We start from the raw sequence: 18389 nt of genomic DNA on the forward strand, positions 1-18389 counted from the left end.
ACGGCCTACCCCCTGGCTGAAAAAACCTCCGGTTGCGTACCCCCAGCGCACCCAGCAGGAGGTACCTCCAATGCCCCGCACCGAAAAACCCTGTTCTTGGTAAGGTTTAAAGAACCTTTTCAGACGCCATTCGATAACCATCCGGAGGGAGCGGACCATGGCGAGCAACCCGTCAAAGCCAGAGCAATACCGAGCACTTGGCCTATCCACCTTCGCCTTCACCCTGTGCTTTGCCGTGTGGACCATTTTTTCCATCATCGGCATCCGGCTCAGTGAAGATCTGGGGCTTTCGGATACCCAGCTTGGCCTGCTGATGGCAACGCCCATTCTCACCGGCTCCATCAGCCGGCTGTTCCTGGGGATCTGGACAGACCGCTACGGCGGCCGCTGGGTGTTTGGCATCCTGATGCTCACCACCGCCGCCTGCGTGTACCTGCTCACCTTCGCAACCACCTACATCATGCTGCTGGTGGGCGCTCTGGGTGTTGGTCTGGCCGGCGGGGCCTTTATCGTCGGTGTGGCCTACACGGCGGCCTGGTTCGAACCGGAACGCCAGGGAACGGCCCTGGGGATTTTTGGCGCGGGGAATGTGGGCGCGGCAGTGACCAACTTCGGGGCCCCGTTTCTGCTGGTGGCCTTTGGCTGGGAGAGCACGGCACAGATCTATGCCACGGTGCTGGCGATTATGGGGGTGGTTTTTCTGCTGCTGGCCAAGCCAGACCCGATGGCCGCGGAGCGGGCCGGCGACAAGGCCAAGACCTTCATGGAGCAGATGGAGCCTTTGCGCGAGCTGAGGGTCTGGCGCTTTGCCCTGTATTATTTCTTCGTGTTCGGGGCCTTCGTCGCCCTGGCGCTCTGGCTTCCACACTTCCTGATCGGCGTCTACGGCCTGGACATCAAGACCGCAGGCATCATTGCCGCGCTCTACACCATTCCCGCGTCCCTGTTCCGGGTTCTGGGGGGCTGGCTGTCGGACCGCTTCGGCGCCCGCCGGGTGATGTACTGGACTTTCGGCGCCTCGGTGGTGTGTGCCTTCCTGCTAAGCTACCCGCCCACCGATTATGTGATCCATGGCATCGACGGCGATATCCGCTTTACCCTGGCCATGGGCCTGCCGATGTTCGTGGTGCTGATTTTCATTCTGGGCTTCTTCATGTCGCTAGGTAAGGCTGCCGTGTACAAGCACATTCCTGTCTATTACCCGATGCATGTAGGCGCCGTGGGAGGCGTTGTCGGGATGATTGGTGGCCTGGGGGGCTTCATTCTGCCATTGACCTTCGGTGTGCTGAACGACCTCACCGGGGTATGGCAGAGCTGCTTTATGCTGATGTTCGTGATCGTCGCGGCCGCCCTCGTCTGGATGCACTATGCCATCCGGTCCGCTGAGCGGGTTGAGTGGGCGGCCAATGAAGAACGAACCGATCTGCCGGAACTGGCCTCGCCCCAGCTGTTCTATCCGCTCAACCGCAAAAAGACTCAGGATCCAACGGCCGGGCGCTGATGCCACCGCTTGTTTGATTGCGCCTCATTGCCCCGCACTGCGGGGCTTTTTCAGTACAGTCTCCCGGTGCAGCGAGGGGGTGTGGCAGGCGGCCCCTCACCGGGCAGTGGTTACATACCTCAGAACCTCAATCACCTGCTCCGGCGTTTGAGCCCATGCCATGGCGGCGGCATCCACCTCCTTCAGGGGGTGCACCAGGTCTTCATCATGCAATGTGATGTAGGGCCTGCCCAGCGCCGCACAGTAGCCCGCATCGAAAGCGGCATTCCATTGCTTGTATTTATCGCCGAAACGGATCACGGCCAGATCGCATTGTTCCAACAGGGTCTTGGTGCGAATTCCATTGACCTTCGACGACTGATGATCGCGCCAGAACTGGACTTCCGGTACGCCCAGCATATCTCCAGCAGCATCACTCGCTTCGTGGTTGGTCACGGGGCCCGTAAACTCGACGGGCAACCCCAATGCTTCCACGCCCGCCTGAAGCTGTTCGCGCCAATCCGTGTGGATTTCTCCAGAAAGATACACTGTCCAATTCATTACTATCTCCAGATTTACTGTTGACCATTCGTCGAGGATACCCGGGGCTGGTTACCAAGACGTAGCTATATATTGGGTTTCCAGAAATTCTTTTATGCCGTCCTGGGCGCCCTCCCGGCCAATACCACTTTCTTTCATGCCACCGAAGGGAGCCGCCGGATCGGATACGAACCCCCGGTTCACGCCCACAATGCCGGCGTTCAGCCTTTCTGCGATCTTCATTGCATTACCGACATCCCCACTGAACACATAGGCAGCAAGGCCGTAAGGCGTGTCGTTAGCCTGCCGGATAACCGCTTCCACATCGTTGAAACGGACCAGTGGCGCAATGGGCCCGAAGACTTCCTTATCGAGAATCCTGGCTCCCGGCTCGACGTCCCTGAGTACGGTTGGCGCGAAGAAAAAACCCTTCTCGTGCAGTGTTGTGCCTCCGGTCGCGATGGTGGCCCCGTCTTCCACTGCCTCACCAACAATGGCCTCCAGCTTGTCCAGCTCCTTGCGGGAAATGATTGACCCTACATCGACAGCCGGATCCAGCCCATTGCCGACCTTCAAGGCCTCAAACCGCGCCACGAGTCTGTCGCAGAACTCGTCGTAGACAGAGTCGTGGACGTAAAGTCGATTTGCAGCAATGCAAGACTCGCCGGCGTTCCGCATTTTGGCTACAAAGGCGCCCTCAATGGCGGTATCGATGTCCGCGTCATCACAGACAATCAGCGGGCCGTTTCCACCCAGTTCCATGGATGTGTTCAGAACCCTGTCTGCCGCCTTGCCAAGAAGCAGTCTCCCGACCCCAGTGCTACCTGTAAAGGAGATTTTGCGCAGACGAGGATCGTTGGTCAGCGCCTCAGTGAGCGTGCCCGCATCATCGGTCGTTAAAACGTTGACAAGACCATCAGGAACGCCGCATCGCTGCATCAATTCAGCCAGGTACAGGGAGGTAAGCGGGGTTTCTTTCGGTGGCTTGACGACAACACCGCACCCGGCGGCAATCGCCGGTGCAATCTTTCGGGTGATCATCGCTGCCGGAAAATTCCAGGGCGTAATCAACAACGCGGTGCCTACCGGCTGATGCGTGACCACAATCGTGTGTTTGCCACTGGGAGACTGTCGCATTTCTCCGCCCAGGCGCAAGGACTCCTCTCCGTACCAACGGAAAAATTCCGATGCGTAATCGACCTCGCCACTGGACTCCTTGAGGGTTTTGCCTTCCTCAAGGGTAATCAGCCTGGCTATGACCTCTTTTTCGTTCTGCATCGTGTCGAAAATGGCCCTGAGGACCTCCGACCGCTCCCGTGGCGTTCGCGACAGCCACTCCGGCACCGCCCGGTCGCAGGCATTCATAGCCATGGTTGCATGCTCGGAAGTGCAGCTGGGAACCGTCGCGATGACTTGTTCCGTCGCCGGGTTGAGCACATCGAACTGTTTGTCGGCCCCGGTGATCCACTGGCCATTTACAAACAGTCCGACCGGTACGTTTTTTCCAACTTCTTCAATATAGAGATTCACAGCGAAGACTCCGATGTCCCGAGTTAAGAAAGGTCTGCGGCAGGTATAATGAGGGCATAAAAACGGTGCTGGACGCGCGGCACAGCACCGTCTTCAAGCCAGGCGTTAATCAGTACTTGTTGGCAATGAACAGCTCTTTGGACGGGAAGAGCGTGATGACCTGACACCCGTCCGGAGTGACAACAACCTCTTCCTCGATGCGAGCCGCACCGTTACCGTCAGCGGCAGGGCAGTATGTCTCGAGGGCAAAGACCATCCCTTCCTGCAATTCAAACGGACTGTCAAAAGACACAAGCCGACTGATGATTGGGCGCTCATGGAGGGCCATGCCCAACCCGTGGCCAAACTGCAGACCAAAAGCCTCCATCTCATTGGCAAACCCGAAGTCCGTCGCCTTGGGCCAGACGGCCGCAATTCTGTCGGTGGTCATGCCAGGGCGAACCAGCTCAATGGCTGAGTCGATCCATTCACGGGCCTGTTTGTAAGCGTCTTCCTGGGACTTGGTGGAACTGCCGATGTTCAAGGTGCGGTAGTAACAGGTGCGATATCCCATAAATGCCTGGATAACATCAAAGAAGGCCTGATCGCCCGGCCGGTACATGCGGTCTGTAAAATTATGGGGATGCGGACAACACCTCTCGCCTGACACGGCGTTGATGGCCTCAACGTCATCCGATCCGTTGTCGTAAAGGAATTTGTTGACCAGCGCGACCATCTCGTTTTCACGAGTACCGGGGCGGAGCTTTTCCGCCAGGTGGTCATAGGCGCCATCGACCATCGTCGCCGCCATGTTGAGCAGCGTGATTTCATCCTGGCTTTTTATCTGACGCGCATCCAGCATGACCTGCTGCACGTCTCGTATCTCCAGCCCGGCTTCCTGGAGCGCGAACAACATGGGCGGCTCGCAAACATCCACACCGACTGGCATATCTGCAACGCCCTCCGCCTTGAGGATATCCCGGATCTCTTCCGCCGCTCGCTTGAAAAGACCAGCTTCCTGGCCGATCGACCCTCTGAGGCCAAGCATGCCAGCGCGACAACGGTCCTGCTTCAGCCAGGGCGCGTAGATCCTATGGTGTGCGGCCGCGGATCCGAAATCCCACAAGTAGGGATCGGAATTACCCGTAAACAGGGCGTAGCGACAAAACTTGTCCCGGGTCCACTCGCCAATGACTGAGCTGGTCAGGTAGCGAATGTTGTTGTTGTCAAAGCACAGAATGGCGCCGAGATCGGAATCCGCCAGAGCGTTGCGCGCCCTCCCCGTCCTGTAGCGATGTAACCGGTCATAGTTCACACGCTCCTCGAAATCCACATGCATTCTGCCAGGCGCCGGTATGGGACGCCCCCAAACCCAGTGTGGGTCGACGTCTTCCGAGCGAACGATGGTTGGCTCGCTGGGTTTCACTGTTTTGGCCATGATTCCTCCTGGTGCATCGGCAAAGAAAAGCCTGGTTCTTGTTCGAGAACTAACGGTAAACACTTTAGTGCAAACGTTTGCGTAAATCAATTTTAAATTGCCGGGCAGTCACAGGTTCACCGGTTATGTATACTGTTGTCGTAGAATTTGAAGTTTCAGCACACCATCCTCAGCCAGTTTTCAAGTCTCCGTCGGGTTTTTGCTTTGATACAGAAAAAACGGGTTACGCTTCGCGATCTAGCGGAACATCTGAACATCAATACCTCCACGGTTTCGCGTGCGCTCAGTGAGAAATCCAATGAAATGATTTCTCCCGAGGTAGTGAAACGCGTACGAAAAGCCGCCGAGGAGATGGGTTACAAACAGAATGCCGCCGCATACGCACTCAAGATGGGCAGCACCAAAACCATTGGTTTGATTATTCCGGACCTGATGAACCCGGTCTTCCCGCCTATCATCAGAGGCATACAGAGCGTTCTTGACGAGTATGGCTACACGGCATTTCTGGCTTATAGCCAGAACAATGAGCAACTTGCCCGTACTGAGGTAGAGAGACTGATAAGCCGTGGTGTGGATGGCATCATTTACGCCGCAGCTTTCCGCGAAGACAGCGTGGTCGATTTATGCAAAAAGCAGGGTGTGCCCCTGGTACTGGTGAATCGCGTGGTCGACAAGGGCGATGTTGATACGGTAAAAGTCGACGACACACTGGGTATAAGAATGGCGGTTGATCACCTGGTCGATCTCGGCCACCGGAAAATCGGGTTTATTGCAGGGCCCAAGAATATATCCGTTTCTCATATTCGTCTGGGCGCTTTCACCCAAACCATGGCCGACCTTGACCTGCCGGTGCAGTCACAGAGAATTGTCGAGGCGCACGCCCTTTCAGAAACTGCCGGCGAAGAAGCAATGTCGCTGTTTCTGAAGAAAAACCCGGACGCAACGGCGGTGATTGCTTCAAACGACCTCATTGCTCTGGGCTGCCTCACGGCTATGACACAGTTTGGTTATACCTGCCCGAAGAGAATGTCCATCGTTGGTTTCAATAACATGCCTTATCTCGACTGGTTTGCGACGCCGCTGACAACAGTGGCAATTCCGCATTTCCAAATGGGAGAACGATCCGCCGACCTGCTCCTGAAGCGGATCAAGTCCGGTAACGCTGACTTTCACGAGGAAGTGTTATTAAAGCCCAAACTTGTCATTCGGAAATCGACGGCCGCCCCCACTAAAACCCGAAAAAAAGCCCGGGCCTCCTAAGAGGCCTCGGAAACCTGCCCGGTTATCGCCCGTATCAGAAGATCCTCGGTCACTTCGCTGCGATCAAAGCATCGGGTTATATGACCGTCATACATCCCCACAATACGGTCGCTGACCGTCAGGACCTCCGGCATTTCGGAGCTAACCACGACCACTGCCAGGCCCGATCTGGCAAGCTCCCTGATCAGGTGATGGATCTCTGACTTGGAACCAACATCAATGCCCCGGGTAGGCTCATCCAGTATCAGAATCTTCGGCGATGTGCTCAACCATTTACCAATAACGACTTTCTGCTGGTTACCGCCGCTTAAATTCTGGGTTGAATAGTCCGAGCCAGGTGTCTTGATCCGAAGCATTTTCATATAGCTGTCAAAGGTGTCCTTTTCAGCTGCGGTATCCACCCAGCCTAGCCGGGTAAAGTCTCTGAGATGGGCAAGCGTGATGTTTTCCTTGCAGCTCATGCCCAGCACCAGGCCCTGCTCTTTCCGGCTTTCCGGCACCAGCCCAAGCCCGTGATCTATGGCATCGGAGGGCGAGTTGATTCCCAACTGCTCGCCATTGATTATGATTTGGCCGGAGTTTGCCTTACGCAGTCCAAAGATGGTTTCCATCACCTCCGTGCGACCAGCCCCTACAAGCCCGTAAAAGCCAACCACTTCGCCGATGCGGACGTCGAAGGAAATATCCGAGTAATGACCTTCGAGGCTCAGATTGCGGACCTCCAGGGCTTTCTCGCCAAGTTCAGGGGGTTCGTGGGTAATGTCGGAATCAAGGTCCCGGCCAATCATCCGCTGTGTCACTTCGTCTTCGGTGGTGCGCGCCGTCTCAAAGGTTTCCTGATAGACCCCGTCGCGAAGTACAGAAATCCGGTCAGACAGCGCGAAAATCTCATCCATACGGTGGGATATATAGACAATCGCCGTACCACTTTCCTTGAGCTCCCTGATGACATCAAAAAGCACCACTTTCTCAAAGTCCGTCAGCGAGGCCGTTGGCTCATCAAATACGACGACCTTGGGTTTGAAAACCAACGCGCGGGCAATTTCGACCATCTGTTGATTGGCGATGGACAGACTACCTAGCCGTTCCGTCGGCTTGAATTTGCATTTGAGCCGTTCAAGGATTCCTTCGCACTGCCGGTTCAAAAGGCTATTGTTGACGAACCATTTGGCCGTTCTGGGCATGTTCCCCAGAAACACGTTCTCCCCTACCGTCATATCGGGCACAAGAGACAATTCCTGATGAATCAGCAGGACGCCATGATCCTTCGCCTCCAGTGGTGTTCGCATCCTGACCAACTGGTCCTCGAGCACCACCTCACCGGTGTCCGGCTGATAGATACCCGCCAGTATTTTCATCAAGGTGGATTTTCCGGCGCCGTTCTCACCGAGCAGCGCATGAACCTCTCCCGCCCGGACATCAAGGTCCACGCCATCCAGCGCCTTTACACCCGGGAAGGACTTGCTGACATTCTGCAACTTCAACAAGGGTTTTGGATCTGGCTGCACCGTTGCCGAATCGCTTTTCCCACCAGCCTCAATCTGCCCACTCATGCCTTTACTCCTTGACCCTGCGGTTCCCCGAATTGCTTATCGAGAAAAAGGACCGTGATCAAAATAGTCCCGAGTACAATAAGCACGTAGAATGATGGCACCTGAAGCATGTTCATGCCGTTCCTCAGTATTGCGATCGCAAGAACCCCGCCAAGCGTTCCGATTATGCTTCCGAAACCGCCTGTGAGTCGGGTGCCTCCCAGCACGACGGCAGTGATCGTCCAGAGCTCGTAATTGCGGCCGAGATTCGGCGTTGACGCACCCATTTGCGTCGATAGCAAGATGCCTGCTAGCGCCGCCAGGAACCCGACCAAAATAAAGTTCAACAACATGTGGGGCCCGACGCGGATGCCAGCCTCCTTGGCGGCGTCCCGGTTACCGCCAACGGCGAAAACGTTGCGTCCGTGGATCGAATACTTCAGGACGAGGTGCAAAAGGATGGTGAGAAGTATGAATATCAGCGCCAGCACGGGCATTCCAAACAAGGAGCTGGCGCCAAAATCGGAATAAGCCAGGTCGTAGGCGTAAAAAGACTGCTCGTCGGTGTAGACAAACACCAGGCCTCTGACCCCTATCATTGCGCCAAGGGTAACAATGAATGCATCCACACCGGTTTTCCAGGCAATTAGTCCATTAAGCCCACCGATCAGAATTCCCGAGAGCAAACCTATGCATACCGCTCCGGAAATTCCCACTTGGTCTTGTAAACCAACGGCGAGACTGGCAGCAAGCGCCAAGGTTGCGCCGACCGACAAATCAATATTGCCATTGATCATGACATACGTCATACCCAAAGCAATCAGGCCGATGGTCGACGCCTGGACAAGGATATTTGTGAAATTATCAATATCGAAAAAATAGGGCGATGCAAAACTGAAAAACACAAAACACGCTATAACAAATATCCATATAGGCTGTGTTTTAACCATGGAAAATATACGATTCATTGTCATTATCCCCGTTATATTTCGGGTTTCAGTAAGAACTAAATAATTTGCCACGCTTGGCTGCAATATCGAGCCAGACAGCAACAATAATAACGACCCAGGTAACGAGCCACTGAGCGTAGTACGGATACCCCAGCAGCAAGAGTCCGTTCTGGATCAGCGCAAGGATAAGCACCCCTATCACTGTTCTTACAATACTTCCGGATCCACCCAGCAGGCTCGTACCGCCAAGAATGACACCCGCGAGTACCAATAGCTCATAGCCTTCGCCCACGTTATTTTGTGACCCCATCACTCGGGAGCCAAGAATCAGCGCAGCACAGCCTGTGGTAAACGCGGATAACAGATAGGTATTGAATACAAGGCGGTTTCTCCGAAGGCCAGAGAACAAGGCTGCCGTTCCATTACCGCCAATCGCAAATATCTTTCGCCCAAAGCCGCTCTTCAAAAGCACTATTTGTAAAATAATACCCAGAACAATAAAGATCAGCGCTGGCACCGGAACGCCAAGGAGCTCATCCCTGCCAAAAAATGAAAACCAGGTACTTTGCTGATCTGATATATCGACATTCTTGCCACCCGTGTAGACAAGAGTAATACCCTGAATGGCCGACAACATTCCGAGAGTGACGATAAGTGAGTTGAGGCGCAAATAGCCAATCAAGTAGCCATTGATAGCACCAATCAACAACGTAAAGATGAACATCAGCGGAATTGCCATCCCCGGCCCCACCTTATCGTGAAGGTCAACCACCAGAACCGTTGCAAAGGACAACAGAGAACCCACTGACAGATCCAGATTTCCTCCTATCACTACGAAAGTCACGCCAAGCGCGATGGTTCCGATAATGGAGGCCTGCATCACCACGGTCAGAAAATTATCGGTACTGAGGAATTTATCAGTCGTGAGCGAGAAAATAGCAACACAGAGGACGAAAACGACTGATATTCCGTGTTTCCCGAAAAACTGAAGCGGAGATACCCCTCTGCTTGCTAACCCTGGTCTGAAAGAATCCGGCAAAGCTTTCATGATTTGACTCCACTAACCGGGGGCCTGTCAGATGACGGCCCCCGCGTATTGCTAGGTTTCCCCGTTTCAAAAAACAGGCTTTTCAAATTCGTCCATGTTTTCAGGGGTAATCTTTGGAGTCTCGAAGTAGCTCATCTTTTCCACGTCTTTGCCTTGAGCGGCGGCAATCGCGATTTTCAGGGCATTGCGGGCATCCTCTCGGGGAGACTGGTATACCGAACCATGGTATTCACCCCGAGCCATGGCCTCGTAACCGACCGCAAAATTGGTCGCGCCGATGAAAACAATCTCGTCGGCCCGGCCAACAGATTTTGCCGCATTCAGGGCGCCCACACCCATGTTATCGTCAGCCGCGTAAACGCCGTCGATGTCTTCATAGCGGGTCAGAAAGCCTTCCATCACGCGCTGTGCTTTCGCGCGGTTCCAGTCACCCGGCTGGGTATCCAGGATTTTTACATTGGGGCATACCTCGGGCAGGCGGTCTTCAAAGCCCTTTTGCCGTTCTATGGCGGTTGTATATCCTGGCTGGCCGGTAATCTGGACAATCTGGCCTTTACCGTCGAGCTGGTTACACATCATTTCGGCGGCATAGGCGCCCTGCTGGATGTTATTGGGGCCAGAGAAGGCCGCGATGAATGGCTGGCCGGCTTCAGCAATATTGGAGTTTGTTACAACGACCGGTATACCCGCCTCTTTGGCGCGTTTGACGACCGGCACAACCGCCCGACCATCCGTTGGCCAGATGATAATCACGTCAACCTGTTGCTGGATCAGATTCTTCACTTGTGAGATCTGGCGGGCAACATTACCACCGGCATCAAGAACCACGGCCTCAACGTTATCTGCCTTTGCAGCAGCCTCCTCAAACGCCTGCTCATAGGTCGTCTGATAACTGTCCACGCCGACGTTGTTCTGAGTAATACCAACCTTGATGGGCTCCGCCTGGGCCATCCCGGAAAACACCAGACTGAATGATCCGGCGAGCAGAAACGCCTTTCCGATTTTCTGAATAGTACGAATTGAACTTACCTGAACTTTCATCGCTTTGACTCCGTTGTTTGTTTTTGTCGGAACAGAGGTATTTGAAATCCTCACCTCTAATCGTTGCAGAGTGCAAGACATAATGCAAACGTTTGCACCATTTATCCGTCAGCACTGACCTCAGTGTTGATGGCCCTCCTCAACCTGGCCCTTTTCAACAAGCAGGACCTCTGTAGTGATCAAAAGTGTGGCCAGTGAAGCCGCAGTCTGAACGGCCAACCGGGTAACTTTTGTGGGATCAATAATTCCTGACTCAAACAACTGCTCGATTTCCCCCGTTGCAGCGTTCAAGCCCCAGTCGAGACTGCCTCCGCGGATGTTCTCGATAATCACTCCAGGCACCAGCCCGGCATTTTCCGCAATGGTTGAGAGCGGCGCCTCCAACGCCCTGACGGTAAGAGCGTACCCGGCAGCTTCATCGGGCGTGAGATCATCAGGTGGGCTCATTCTCTCGATTGCCCGCACAAGTGATACACCGCCTCCCGGCACATATCCTTCTTCGACCGCCGCACGTGTAGCCTGGATAGCATCCTCAATTCGATCCTTTCTCTCTTCCAATTCTACTTCTGTCGCGGCACCCACCTTGATAACCCCGATGCCACCGGAAAGCCTCGCTTTTCGTTGCATCAGCTTTTCACGGTCATAGTCTGAGAACGCATCCGGAATCTGCTGTTTGATCTGGTCAATTCGGTCCGTGATCGCATCCGGGTCACCAGCCCCATCGATAATGGTGCAGCTGTCCTGGGTGATCACGACTCGCCTCGCGCTGCCCAGGTCAGATTCCTGGAGATCCGCAATGGTGACACCGAGTTCGCTGGATACGAGCCGGGCCCCCGTCAGGATTGCAATATCCGCGATCATGTTTTTACGCCGGTCACCAAAACCTGGCGACTTTACAGCCGCAACTTTTACTCGCCCCTTCATGTGGTTAACGATCAGCGTTGGCAGAGTGTCATGCTCAAACTCTTCGGCAATAATCAGAAGCGGGCGCCGATCCCGTCCGACGGCTTCCAGTAACGGAACCAGATCATTGAAGGAGTCAAACTTGCCATCAACGGCCATAATCAGAGGATTTTCGAAGTCCACTGACATCGTCTTATGATCGTTAATGAAATGAGGCGAGGCATACCCACGGTCAAACTGCATCCCCTTGACCAACTTAAGTTCCAGATCAAGACCTGTGCCGTCCTCGACCGTGATGACTCCTTCGCTGCCAATCTCATTCATGGCATCCGCGATCAATTGACCCACCGCGCGGTCTCCGTTGGCGGAAATCGTCGCGATGCGACGGATGGATTCCGGTTCGCTGCAAGGCCGTGACATGCTATCAAGCGCGCTCACAGCATCTCTTGTCGCCTGCTCTATGCCCCGTTTGATCGCCACTGGACTCATATTCGCGGCTACTGCCCTCATTCCCTCGTTCATCAGGGCCTGAGCAAGAACCGTGGCCGTTGTGGTTCCGTCACCAACTTCTTCATTTACTCTTGATGCGACGTTACGTGCAAGGCGCGCACCGGTGTCTTCAATTTCGTCTTCCAGTTCCGTTTCCTTCGCAACCGATACACCATCTTTTGTTACGTAGGGCAAACGGTCTTTCTTACTGACCACGACATGCCGGCCACAGGGGCCAAGCGTTGCCTTTACTGCATCACCGAGCGTGTTGATTCCGCGCAATAGTGAATTCCGGGCTTCTTGATTGAACTGAATATGCTTGGCTGACATAAGCACTGAACTCCTGGATATCGGTTAATGGTTAGCTTGCTTGCTCACTGACCCATGCCAGCACGTCGCCAAGGTGAACGATCACCCTGTTGACACCTTCTACGACGACCACCTCACCCCGTCCGGGAGCAAAGAATACAGTGTCGCCTCTCTGCATACCTTCAAAACGGGACCTGGCGTCATAGCCAACTTCAACGACACGCCCTTTCGGTGACTCTGCGGAACTTCTGTTAGACATGACAATGCCGTGAGCAGACTCGTGTCGCTGCTCTATTAACTCCAATACAAGGCGATCGGGAGCGGGATGCAACGTCATAATAAGACTCTCCAATTGGTAAACCTGTTGCGTTTGCTTATAGTTATTTCGGTCCGATGAACACTCGGAATTTAATGTAGCGCAATCGTTTGCATTTGTAAAACGTCTTGGCTAGACTGGGATTTCCACTCGACATCAAACAAAGACAAATTGCGGGGAAATGATGGATAAGACACGCTTGCAAGGTAAAAACTGCCTGATTACCGGTTCAGCCCGGGGCATGGGCGCCGCCGTCGCGGAGTACTACGCCGAGCAGGGCGCAAAAGTGTGCGTTGCGGATATCAACATCGACGGCTGCGAGCAAGTCGCCGCCCGTATTCGCGAAAAAGGCGGCGAGGCCATCGCAGTCTCACTGGATGTTACCAAACGCGATCAGATGAAGGCTGCAGTAAAAGCCACCGTTGACGCGTTCGGCAGCCTGAACGTGATGGTAAACAATGCCGGCATCAACAAGCCGCTGATGTTTATGGATATCACGGAAGAAAACTGGCACCAGATCATGGACGTTAACGCTCTCGGATGCCTGATAGGCATGCAAGAGGCGGCGAAGCAGATGATCGACCAAGGCAAGGAAAACGGTCCGTACAAGATCATCAACGTGGGCTCCATTCTCAGTCGCCAGGCCTTTGATGACGTGGTTCCCTATTCGTGCAGCAAACATGCGGTGCTGGCCATGATCAATGGCGGCGCCAAAGCGCTGGTCCAGCATAACATTACCGTGAACGGCTACGGCCCGGGTGTTGTCAGGACGGAGCTGTGGGAGCAATTGGACAAGGAACTCGTGGCCATCGGCAAGTTTGAGAAGCCCGGTCAGTCCATGGATGAACTGGCCGAAAACATGATTCTCATGAAGCGCTACTCCTACCCCGAGGACGTCGTAGGCACAGCAGCTTTTCTCGCCAGTCACGAGTCCGACTACATGACGGGGCAGCTGTTGATGATCGATGGCGGCATGGTAATTCAGTAATACCGCAATAAATAGCCCGGTCTGGATCGATCGATCCAGACCGGGCTACAGGTCTGCGTCCCTGCCATACGCTGACTTGTCATTGGCATTGCGTTGTTGTGGATGACCTACCCCCTCCCTTTAATAGGGAGCTTGCGCCAGCTTTAAGCTGGCGCCTTTTTAGATTCCCTGGCAAGAAACTTTTACACATGGAAAACATAAATCCAGTCAGAGCAAGACTATAAATTTTGATGCAAACGTTTGCGTTATTGTGGTGGTTTTGCTAAACACTACATGTGCACCAGCACGTATCCTGTCAACAAGAAAAAACTGGAGAGAACCGATGAATAGCTTCACAACAGAGCTTGGGCTCAAAGCCAAAAAGCTCCCGCATCTCGCTGCTTTTTACGCAATCCTTTGCGCTTCTCCCGTCCTCGCCCAGGAAATGCCGAGCGATCAGATAAAAGATATCCAGGATCGCCTGGCTGATTTGGAGAACAACGTACCTCTGAGATTCGGGGTTGGTGTGGAAACACTGTACATATTTGCCGACCACTCGGAATCAAGCCGGGAAAAAGCCGGGAACTATTTTCTCGACAAATTCGAACTGATCGTCAGCGGGGACTTCGACAACGGCCTTTATTACCGTTCCCGATGGGACTACCAGGTTACGCAGCAAGCATTCTTTCCCGCTTGGACCTACGTGGGCCTGAACCACAGTGATACCTGGTCTACCGAGCTTGGCGTGATCAACCAGCCGCTGGGTGCCGGTGTCGACGGCTCGTACTACGACAACAGCTTCCTCAGTGACGTCCCGCTCTGGTTGGGGCTGGCCAATAACCCGGACGTCGGGATCAAGACCCAGTACAAGGGCAGCAACTGGCATCTTGTCGGAGCCTTCACCAAGAATGCGGAATTTAGCGGGGGCAACCCCAATGCCCGTTTCCGTCCCGATGTCGTGGCACAGGGCGACATCACCCCCCGCGGATTTGCCAACGAGACGTTTTCGGCTGATGTAGAACAGACCAACACCTTTCATGCCAGCGCAGCCTACACCTTCGACCTTGGGGGCGGATCCTCACTACAGTTAGGTTCCAACGCACAGTTTGGTGATTACTACAACACCGTCACTAATAGCAATGGCGGCGATCATAGCGCGGCAGCCGCGTTCGCAAATTTCAGGTCCGGAGGTTTTGCGCTCACGCTCCAGGGCATCAGCTACCAGCACAATGTCGAAAATGCGCCGGGTGTAAACCAGACAGAGGACTCCATCGCCCTGTCAACCGGCGCGTTGATTCCTGCGGAAGGCGAGGTGTATTCAACCCGTGTTTCCTATTCCATGCCCACCTCCATTGGCATTTTCGAAAACGTGAAGTTCTATCACGACTATGACTTCCTCTCGAGCGGCAGCAATGACCAGTTCACCTCCCTGGACACCCAGTTCAGCATCGTTGGCGTTCATCTCTCAAGGGGTGCGTTTAACACCTGGGTAAGCATGCTGACGTCCAAAAACGCGAACTTCGCAAACGGCGGGCCTGCCAGGAACGATGACGAATGGCACTCACAATTCAACATCGTGGGCGCTCTTTATTTCTGATCAAGCCGGGCAATAGCAGCTCAGGCAATGGGTTGCCCGGGCATTACGCAAACTATCAGAGCGAGCCCGCCGGCACTTCTGCAGGCGGGTTTTGCTCAGAACAGCATTGAGTGATGTAGAGCGTTGAAAGAGCGGGTTTCCATCGCTTTCCAAATCTACCAACTCCATTGGAGGAGAAATGAACAAGATCTTCAGTATCCCGGCGGCGATTGTAGCCAGCATTCTCGCCATGACCGGATCAGGAAGCGCCCTCGCGCAGACAGAGCTTAGATGGGGCCATGTCTACGAACCACAGTCGCCTTATCATGAGTGGGCCGAATGGGCAGCCAGAACTTTTGAGGAGCGCACTGACGGACGGTATGCGATTGAGGTTTTCCCGTCCTCTTCTCTGGGCAAGCAGACTGATCTGGCCGAAGGCCTGGAACTCGGTACGGTCGATATCATCTATGACGGCCAATTCTTCGCCGGCCGCCGCTATGGACCAATGGCGATTGGCAGCGCCCCGTTCATGTTCCGGGACTTTGCTCACTGGCAAGCCTACCGCGATTCGAAGCTTTTTCAGGACCTGTCCGCAGGATACACCGAGGCCACGGGCGACGACATCGCCGGGCTGGTGTACTACGGCCAACGCCATGTGACGTCGAATACTGAAATCAAGGTGCCCGCCGACATGGAGGGCATGAAAATCCGGGTTCCCAATGCCTCACTCTACAAAATGTTCCCTGAGGCGGTTGGCGCCAACGCTACCCCAATGGCATTTGCCGAAGTTTATCTGGCACTCCAACAAGGCGTCGTGGATGCTCAGGAGAATCCACTACCTACTATCAAGTTCAAAAAGTTCCACGAAGTCCAGGACTACATCACCCTGACCGGGCACATCACCGATGCACTGCTCACAATCGTTGCAGGTCGCATATCAGACAGCATGTCGGAAGAAGATTATGCAACGCTGATGGCCGTGCTGAAGGAAGCCGCCGCAGGGGCCTCGAAGGATATCCGCAACTCTGAACTGGAGTTGGTGAAATGGTTCAGGGACCAGGGCATCACTGTAAATGAAGTGGATCGTGCGCCGTTCCGTGCTGCCGTCGCTGAAAACCTGAATGGTCCAGAGGCGACCTGGGATCGCGAGACCTTCGACAGGCTGCAGGCCCTAGAGTGACCAGGCAGGCCCACGAGGATTTCGATATGTCCGATCTTGGTAGCAAACCCGACAGCAGTGCAGAACGGTCTCGCATTCCCGCGCTCGATGCTGGAGTGGTAATGGTTCTTTTCTGGCTTCTGGCGCTCGTGGTTTTCGCTCAGTTCTTCACGCGCTATGTGCTTAATGATTCGATTGGCTGGACCGAAGAACTCGCCCGCTATCTGTTGATCGTCGTTACCTTTGCCGGAGCCTGTATTGCAGTGCGGCGAAATACTCACATTTCGGTCGAGTTCTTCTATCGCTATTTGCCGGCCGGCGCCGCACGGGGTTTATCAGCCGTAGTGGATCTTCTGAAGACCAGTTTTTTTGCGGTGCTTACCGTTCTTTGTGTTCAGCTGGCAGGTAGTACAGGGCAGATGATGACCTCAATCGACATGCCGAAATCACTGCTATACGGGTTTGTCGCCGGCTGCTTTGCGCTCATGACACTGTATTCGGCAATTCTTGCCTGGAGACACCATGTCAGCGGGAAGACGGACATAACCACCGGACCAGGAGAGTAGGGGGAACGTTATGCTTATCCTGTTCGGAACGCTCGCATTGCTGCTGATCATCGGCATGCCTGTTGCCCTGTCGCTGGCCGGTGCCTCTCTGGTTTTTCTGCTCCTGGAAAGCCCGATGCCGGCCGTCGTCGTTGTGCATCGAATGATCAACGGTGTGGACAGCTTTCCACTGCTGGCTGTGCCCTTCTTCATTCTGGCCGGCAGCCTGATGAATCATAGCGGAATCACCGATCGCATTTTTGCCTTTGCCAAAGCCCTGGTTGGCTGGATGCGAGGCGGGCTCGGCCATGTGAACGTCGGCGCGTCGGTTCTATTCGCTGGCATGTCGGGCGCAGCAATCGCCGACGCCGGCGGCCTCGGGACCGTTGAGATCAAAGCTATGCGAGAAGGCGGCTATGATCCGGACTTTGCCGTAGGTATTACGGCGGCCTCGTCCACGATCGGACCTTTGATTCCGCCCTCCCTGCCATTGATCGTGTATGGCGTTGTGTCGTCAACCTCCATCGGTCAGCTCTTTGCCGCAGGTCTGCTGCCGGGGCTACTGATGGCCGTGGCACTGATGATCATGGTTGCCTGGTATGCAAAGGTGCGCGGCTATGGCCGCGACGCGGGTTTCGCCTGGAAGGTTCTGTGGACTACATTCCATCGGGCGTTTCTGTCACTGCTAACTCCGGTGATCATAGTCGGCGGTATTCTGGCGGGCCTGTTTACACCGACCGAAGCGGCCATTGCTGCCTGCGCTTACGCTCTCTTCCTCGGGGGCGCCATCTACCAGACTCTGGACCTGCGCAGCATCAGGGCGATTTCGATGGATACCATCGAAACCACCGCCATTGTGATGATGATCGTTGCTGCCGCCTCCATTTTTTCCTGGATCCTCACCTCCAATCAAGTCACCGAAATGGTGGCAGATGCGATCCTCAGCCACACACAAAATGTGTTTCTGGTTTTGCTGCTGATCAATCTGGTGCTTCTGGTCGTCGGCCTGTTCATGGAGCCGGTGGCGGCTATCACCATCCTTACCCCGGTTCTGCTGCCGGTAGTGACAGCGCTGGGCGTGGATCCTGTTCATTTCGGCATCATGATGATTCTGAATCTGATGCTGGGATTACTGACACCCCCCGTAGGCATGGTGCTCTACGTGCTCGCACGGGTCGCCGATATCAAGTTTGAGAGTGCCGTGCGCGCTACCGCACCGTTCCTCATTCCCCTGGTAATCGTGCTCCTGCTAATCACTTACGTTCCGGCCGTGTCCATGTGGTTGCCGGAACTGCTCTATCGCTAACCGCTAAGAACGGGATGACTG

16 protein-coding genes are annotated in these 18389 nt (G+C 54.6%); 7 read left to right on the forward strand and 9 right to left on the reverse strand.

Annotated elements, in window-relative coordinates:
• The first annotated feature begins 157 nt into the window (after window positions 1–157).
• Window positions 158–1501 (forward strand): MFS transporter, encoded by a 1344-nt coding sequence (locus msub_RS12025; RefSeq protein WP_048496239.1) that lies wholly within the window; start codon window positions 158–160, stop codon window positions 1499–1501.
• Between the two features lie 96 nt (window positions 1502–1597).
• Here msub_RS12025 and msub_RS12030 read toward each other — a convergent pair whose 3' ends face one another.
• From msub_RS12030 to msub_RS12040, 3 genes are all read right to left on the reverse strand, one after another.
• On the reverse strand, window positions 1598–2041 hold the full coding sequence (locus tag msub_RS12030; protein WP_048496240.1) for a YtoQ family protein: 444 nt from the start codon (window positions 2039–2041) through the stop codon (window positions 1598–1600).
• 51 nt (window positions 2042–2092) lie between these two features.
• Entirely contained in the window at window positions 2093–3550 is a 1458-nt protein-coding gene (locus msub_RS12035; RefSeq protein ID WP_156182760.1) for an NAD-dependent succinate-semialdehyde dehydrogenase, read from the reverse strand.
• A gap of 109 nt (window positions 3551–3659) precedes the next feature.
• Window positions 3660–4967 (reverse strand): M24 family metallopeptidase, encoded by a 1308-nt coding sequence (locus msub_RS12040; RefSeq protein WP_048496241.1) that lies wholly within the window; start codon window positions 4965–4967, stop codon window positions 3660–3662.
• A gap of 204 nt (window positions 4968–5171) precedes the next feature.
• Here msub_RS12040 and msub_RS12045 point away from each other — a divergent pair, with 204 nt between their 5' ends.
• Entirely contained in the window at window positions 5172–6227 is a 1056-nt protein-coding gene (locus msub_RS12045) for a LacI family DNA-binding transcriptional regulator (protein WP_197083829.1), read from the forward strand.
• Here msub_RS12045 and msub_RS12050 read toward each other — a convergent pair.
• The 6 genes from msub_RS12050 to msub_RS22560 all read right to left on the reverse strand — a co-directional run bounded on the left by msub_RS12050 (window position 6224) and on the right by msub_RS22560 (window position 12836).
• The gene (locus msub_RS12050; protein ID WP_082146480.1) at window positions 6224–7780 is read right to left on the reverse strand and encodes a sugar ABC transporter ATP-binding protein; all 1557 of its coding nucleotides are present in this window, start codon (window positions 7778–7780) and stop codon (window positions 6224–6226) included. The genes msub_RS12045 and msub_RS12050 overlap by 4 nt on opposite strands.
• A complete protein-coding gene (locus msub_RS12055; protein WP_156182761.1) occupies window positions 7777–8727 on the reverse strand; it encodes an ABC transporter permease in 951 nt (316 codons plus the stop codon). The genes msub_RS12050 and msub_RS12055 overlap by 4 nt, the downstream gene beginning before the upstream one ends.
• 28 nt (window positions 8728–8755) lie before the next feature.
• Entirely contained in the window at window positions 8756–9757 is a 1002-nt protein-coding gene (locus tag msub_RS12060; RefSeq protein ID WP_082146481.1) for an ABC transporter permease, read from the reverse strand.
• 66 nt (window positions 9758–9823) lie between these two features.
• Window positions 9824–10798 (reverse strand): sugar ABC transporter substrate-binding protein, encoded by a 975-nt coding sequence (locus msub_RS12065; RefSeq protein WP_048496244.1) that lies wholly within the window; start codon window positions 10796–10798, stop codon window positions 9824–9826.
• Window positions 10799–10918: 120 nt separating this feature from the next.
• Window positions 10919–12520 carry a chaperonin GroEL gene (gene groL, locus msub_RS12070; protein WP_048496245.1) on the reverse strand — a complete coding sequence of 534 codons (1602 nt, stop codon included), beginning with the start codon at window positions 12518–12520 and terminating at the stop codon, window positions 10919–10921.
• A 31-nt stretch (window positions 12521–12551) separates the two neighbouring features.
• Window positions 12552–12836 (reverse strand): hypothetical protein, encoded by a 285-nt coding sequence (locus msub_RS22560; RefSeq protein ID WP_156182762.1) that lies wholly within the window; start codon window positions 12834–12836, stop codon window positions 12552–12554.
• 163 nt (window positions 12837–12999) lie between these two features.
• Here msub_RS22560 and msub_RS12080 point away from each other — a divergent pair, with 163 nt between their 5' ends.
• The 5 genes from msub_RS12080 to msub_RS12100 all read left to right on the forward strand — a co-directional run bounded on the left by msub_RS12080 (window position 13000) and on the right by msub_RS12100 (window position 18368).
• A complete protein-coding gene (locus msub_RS12080; RefSeq protein WP_048497096.1) occupies window positions 13000–13803 on the forward strand; it encodes an SDR family NAD(P)-dependent oxidoreductase in 804 nt (267 codons plus the stop codon).
• A 505-nt stretch (window positions 13804–14308) separates the two neighbouring features.
• A complete protein-coding gene (locus tag msub_RS12085; protein WP_197083830.1) occupies window positions 14309–15379 on the forward strand; it encodes a hypothetical protein in 1071 nt (356 codons plus the stop codon).
• A gap of 178 nt (window positions 15380–15557) precedes the next feature.
• Window positions 15558–16538 (forward strand): sialic acid TRAP transporter substrate-binding protein SiaP, encoded by a 981-nt coding sequence (locus tag msub_RS12090; protein ID WP_048496248.1) that lies wholly within the window; start codon window positions 15558–15560, stop codon window positions 16536–16538.
• 26 nt (window positions 16539–16564) lie between these two features.
• On the forward strand, window positions 16565–17083 hold the full coding sequence (locus msub_RS12095; RefSeq protein WP_048497097.1) for a TRAP transporter small permease: 519 nt from the start codon (window positions 16565–16567) through the stop codon (window positions 17081–17083).
• A gap of 10 nt (window positions 17084–17093) precedes the next feature.
• A complete protein-coding gene (locus msub_RS12100) occupies window positions 17094–18368 on the forward strand; it encodes a TRAP transporter large permease (RefSeq protein WP_048496249.1) in 1275 nt (424 codons plus the stop codon).
• Window positions 18369–18389 lie beyond the last annotated feature (21 nt).

It is taken from the genome of Marinobacter subterrani (assembly GCF_001045555.1).
GTDB classification, from domain to species: Bacteria; Pseudomonadota; Gammaproteobacteria; order Pseudomonadales; family Oleiphilaceae; genus Marinobacter; species Marinobacter subterrani.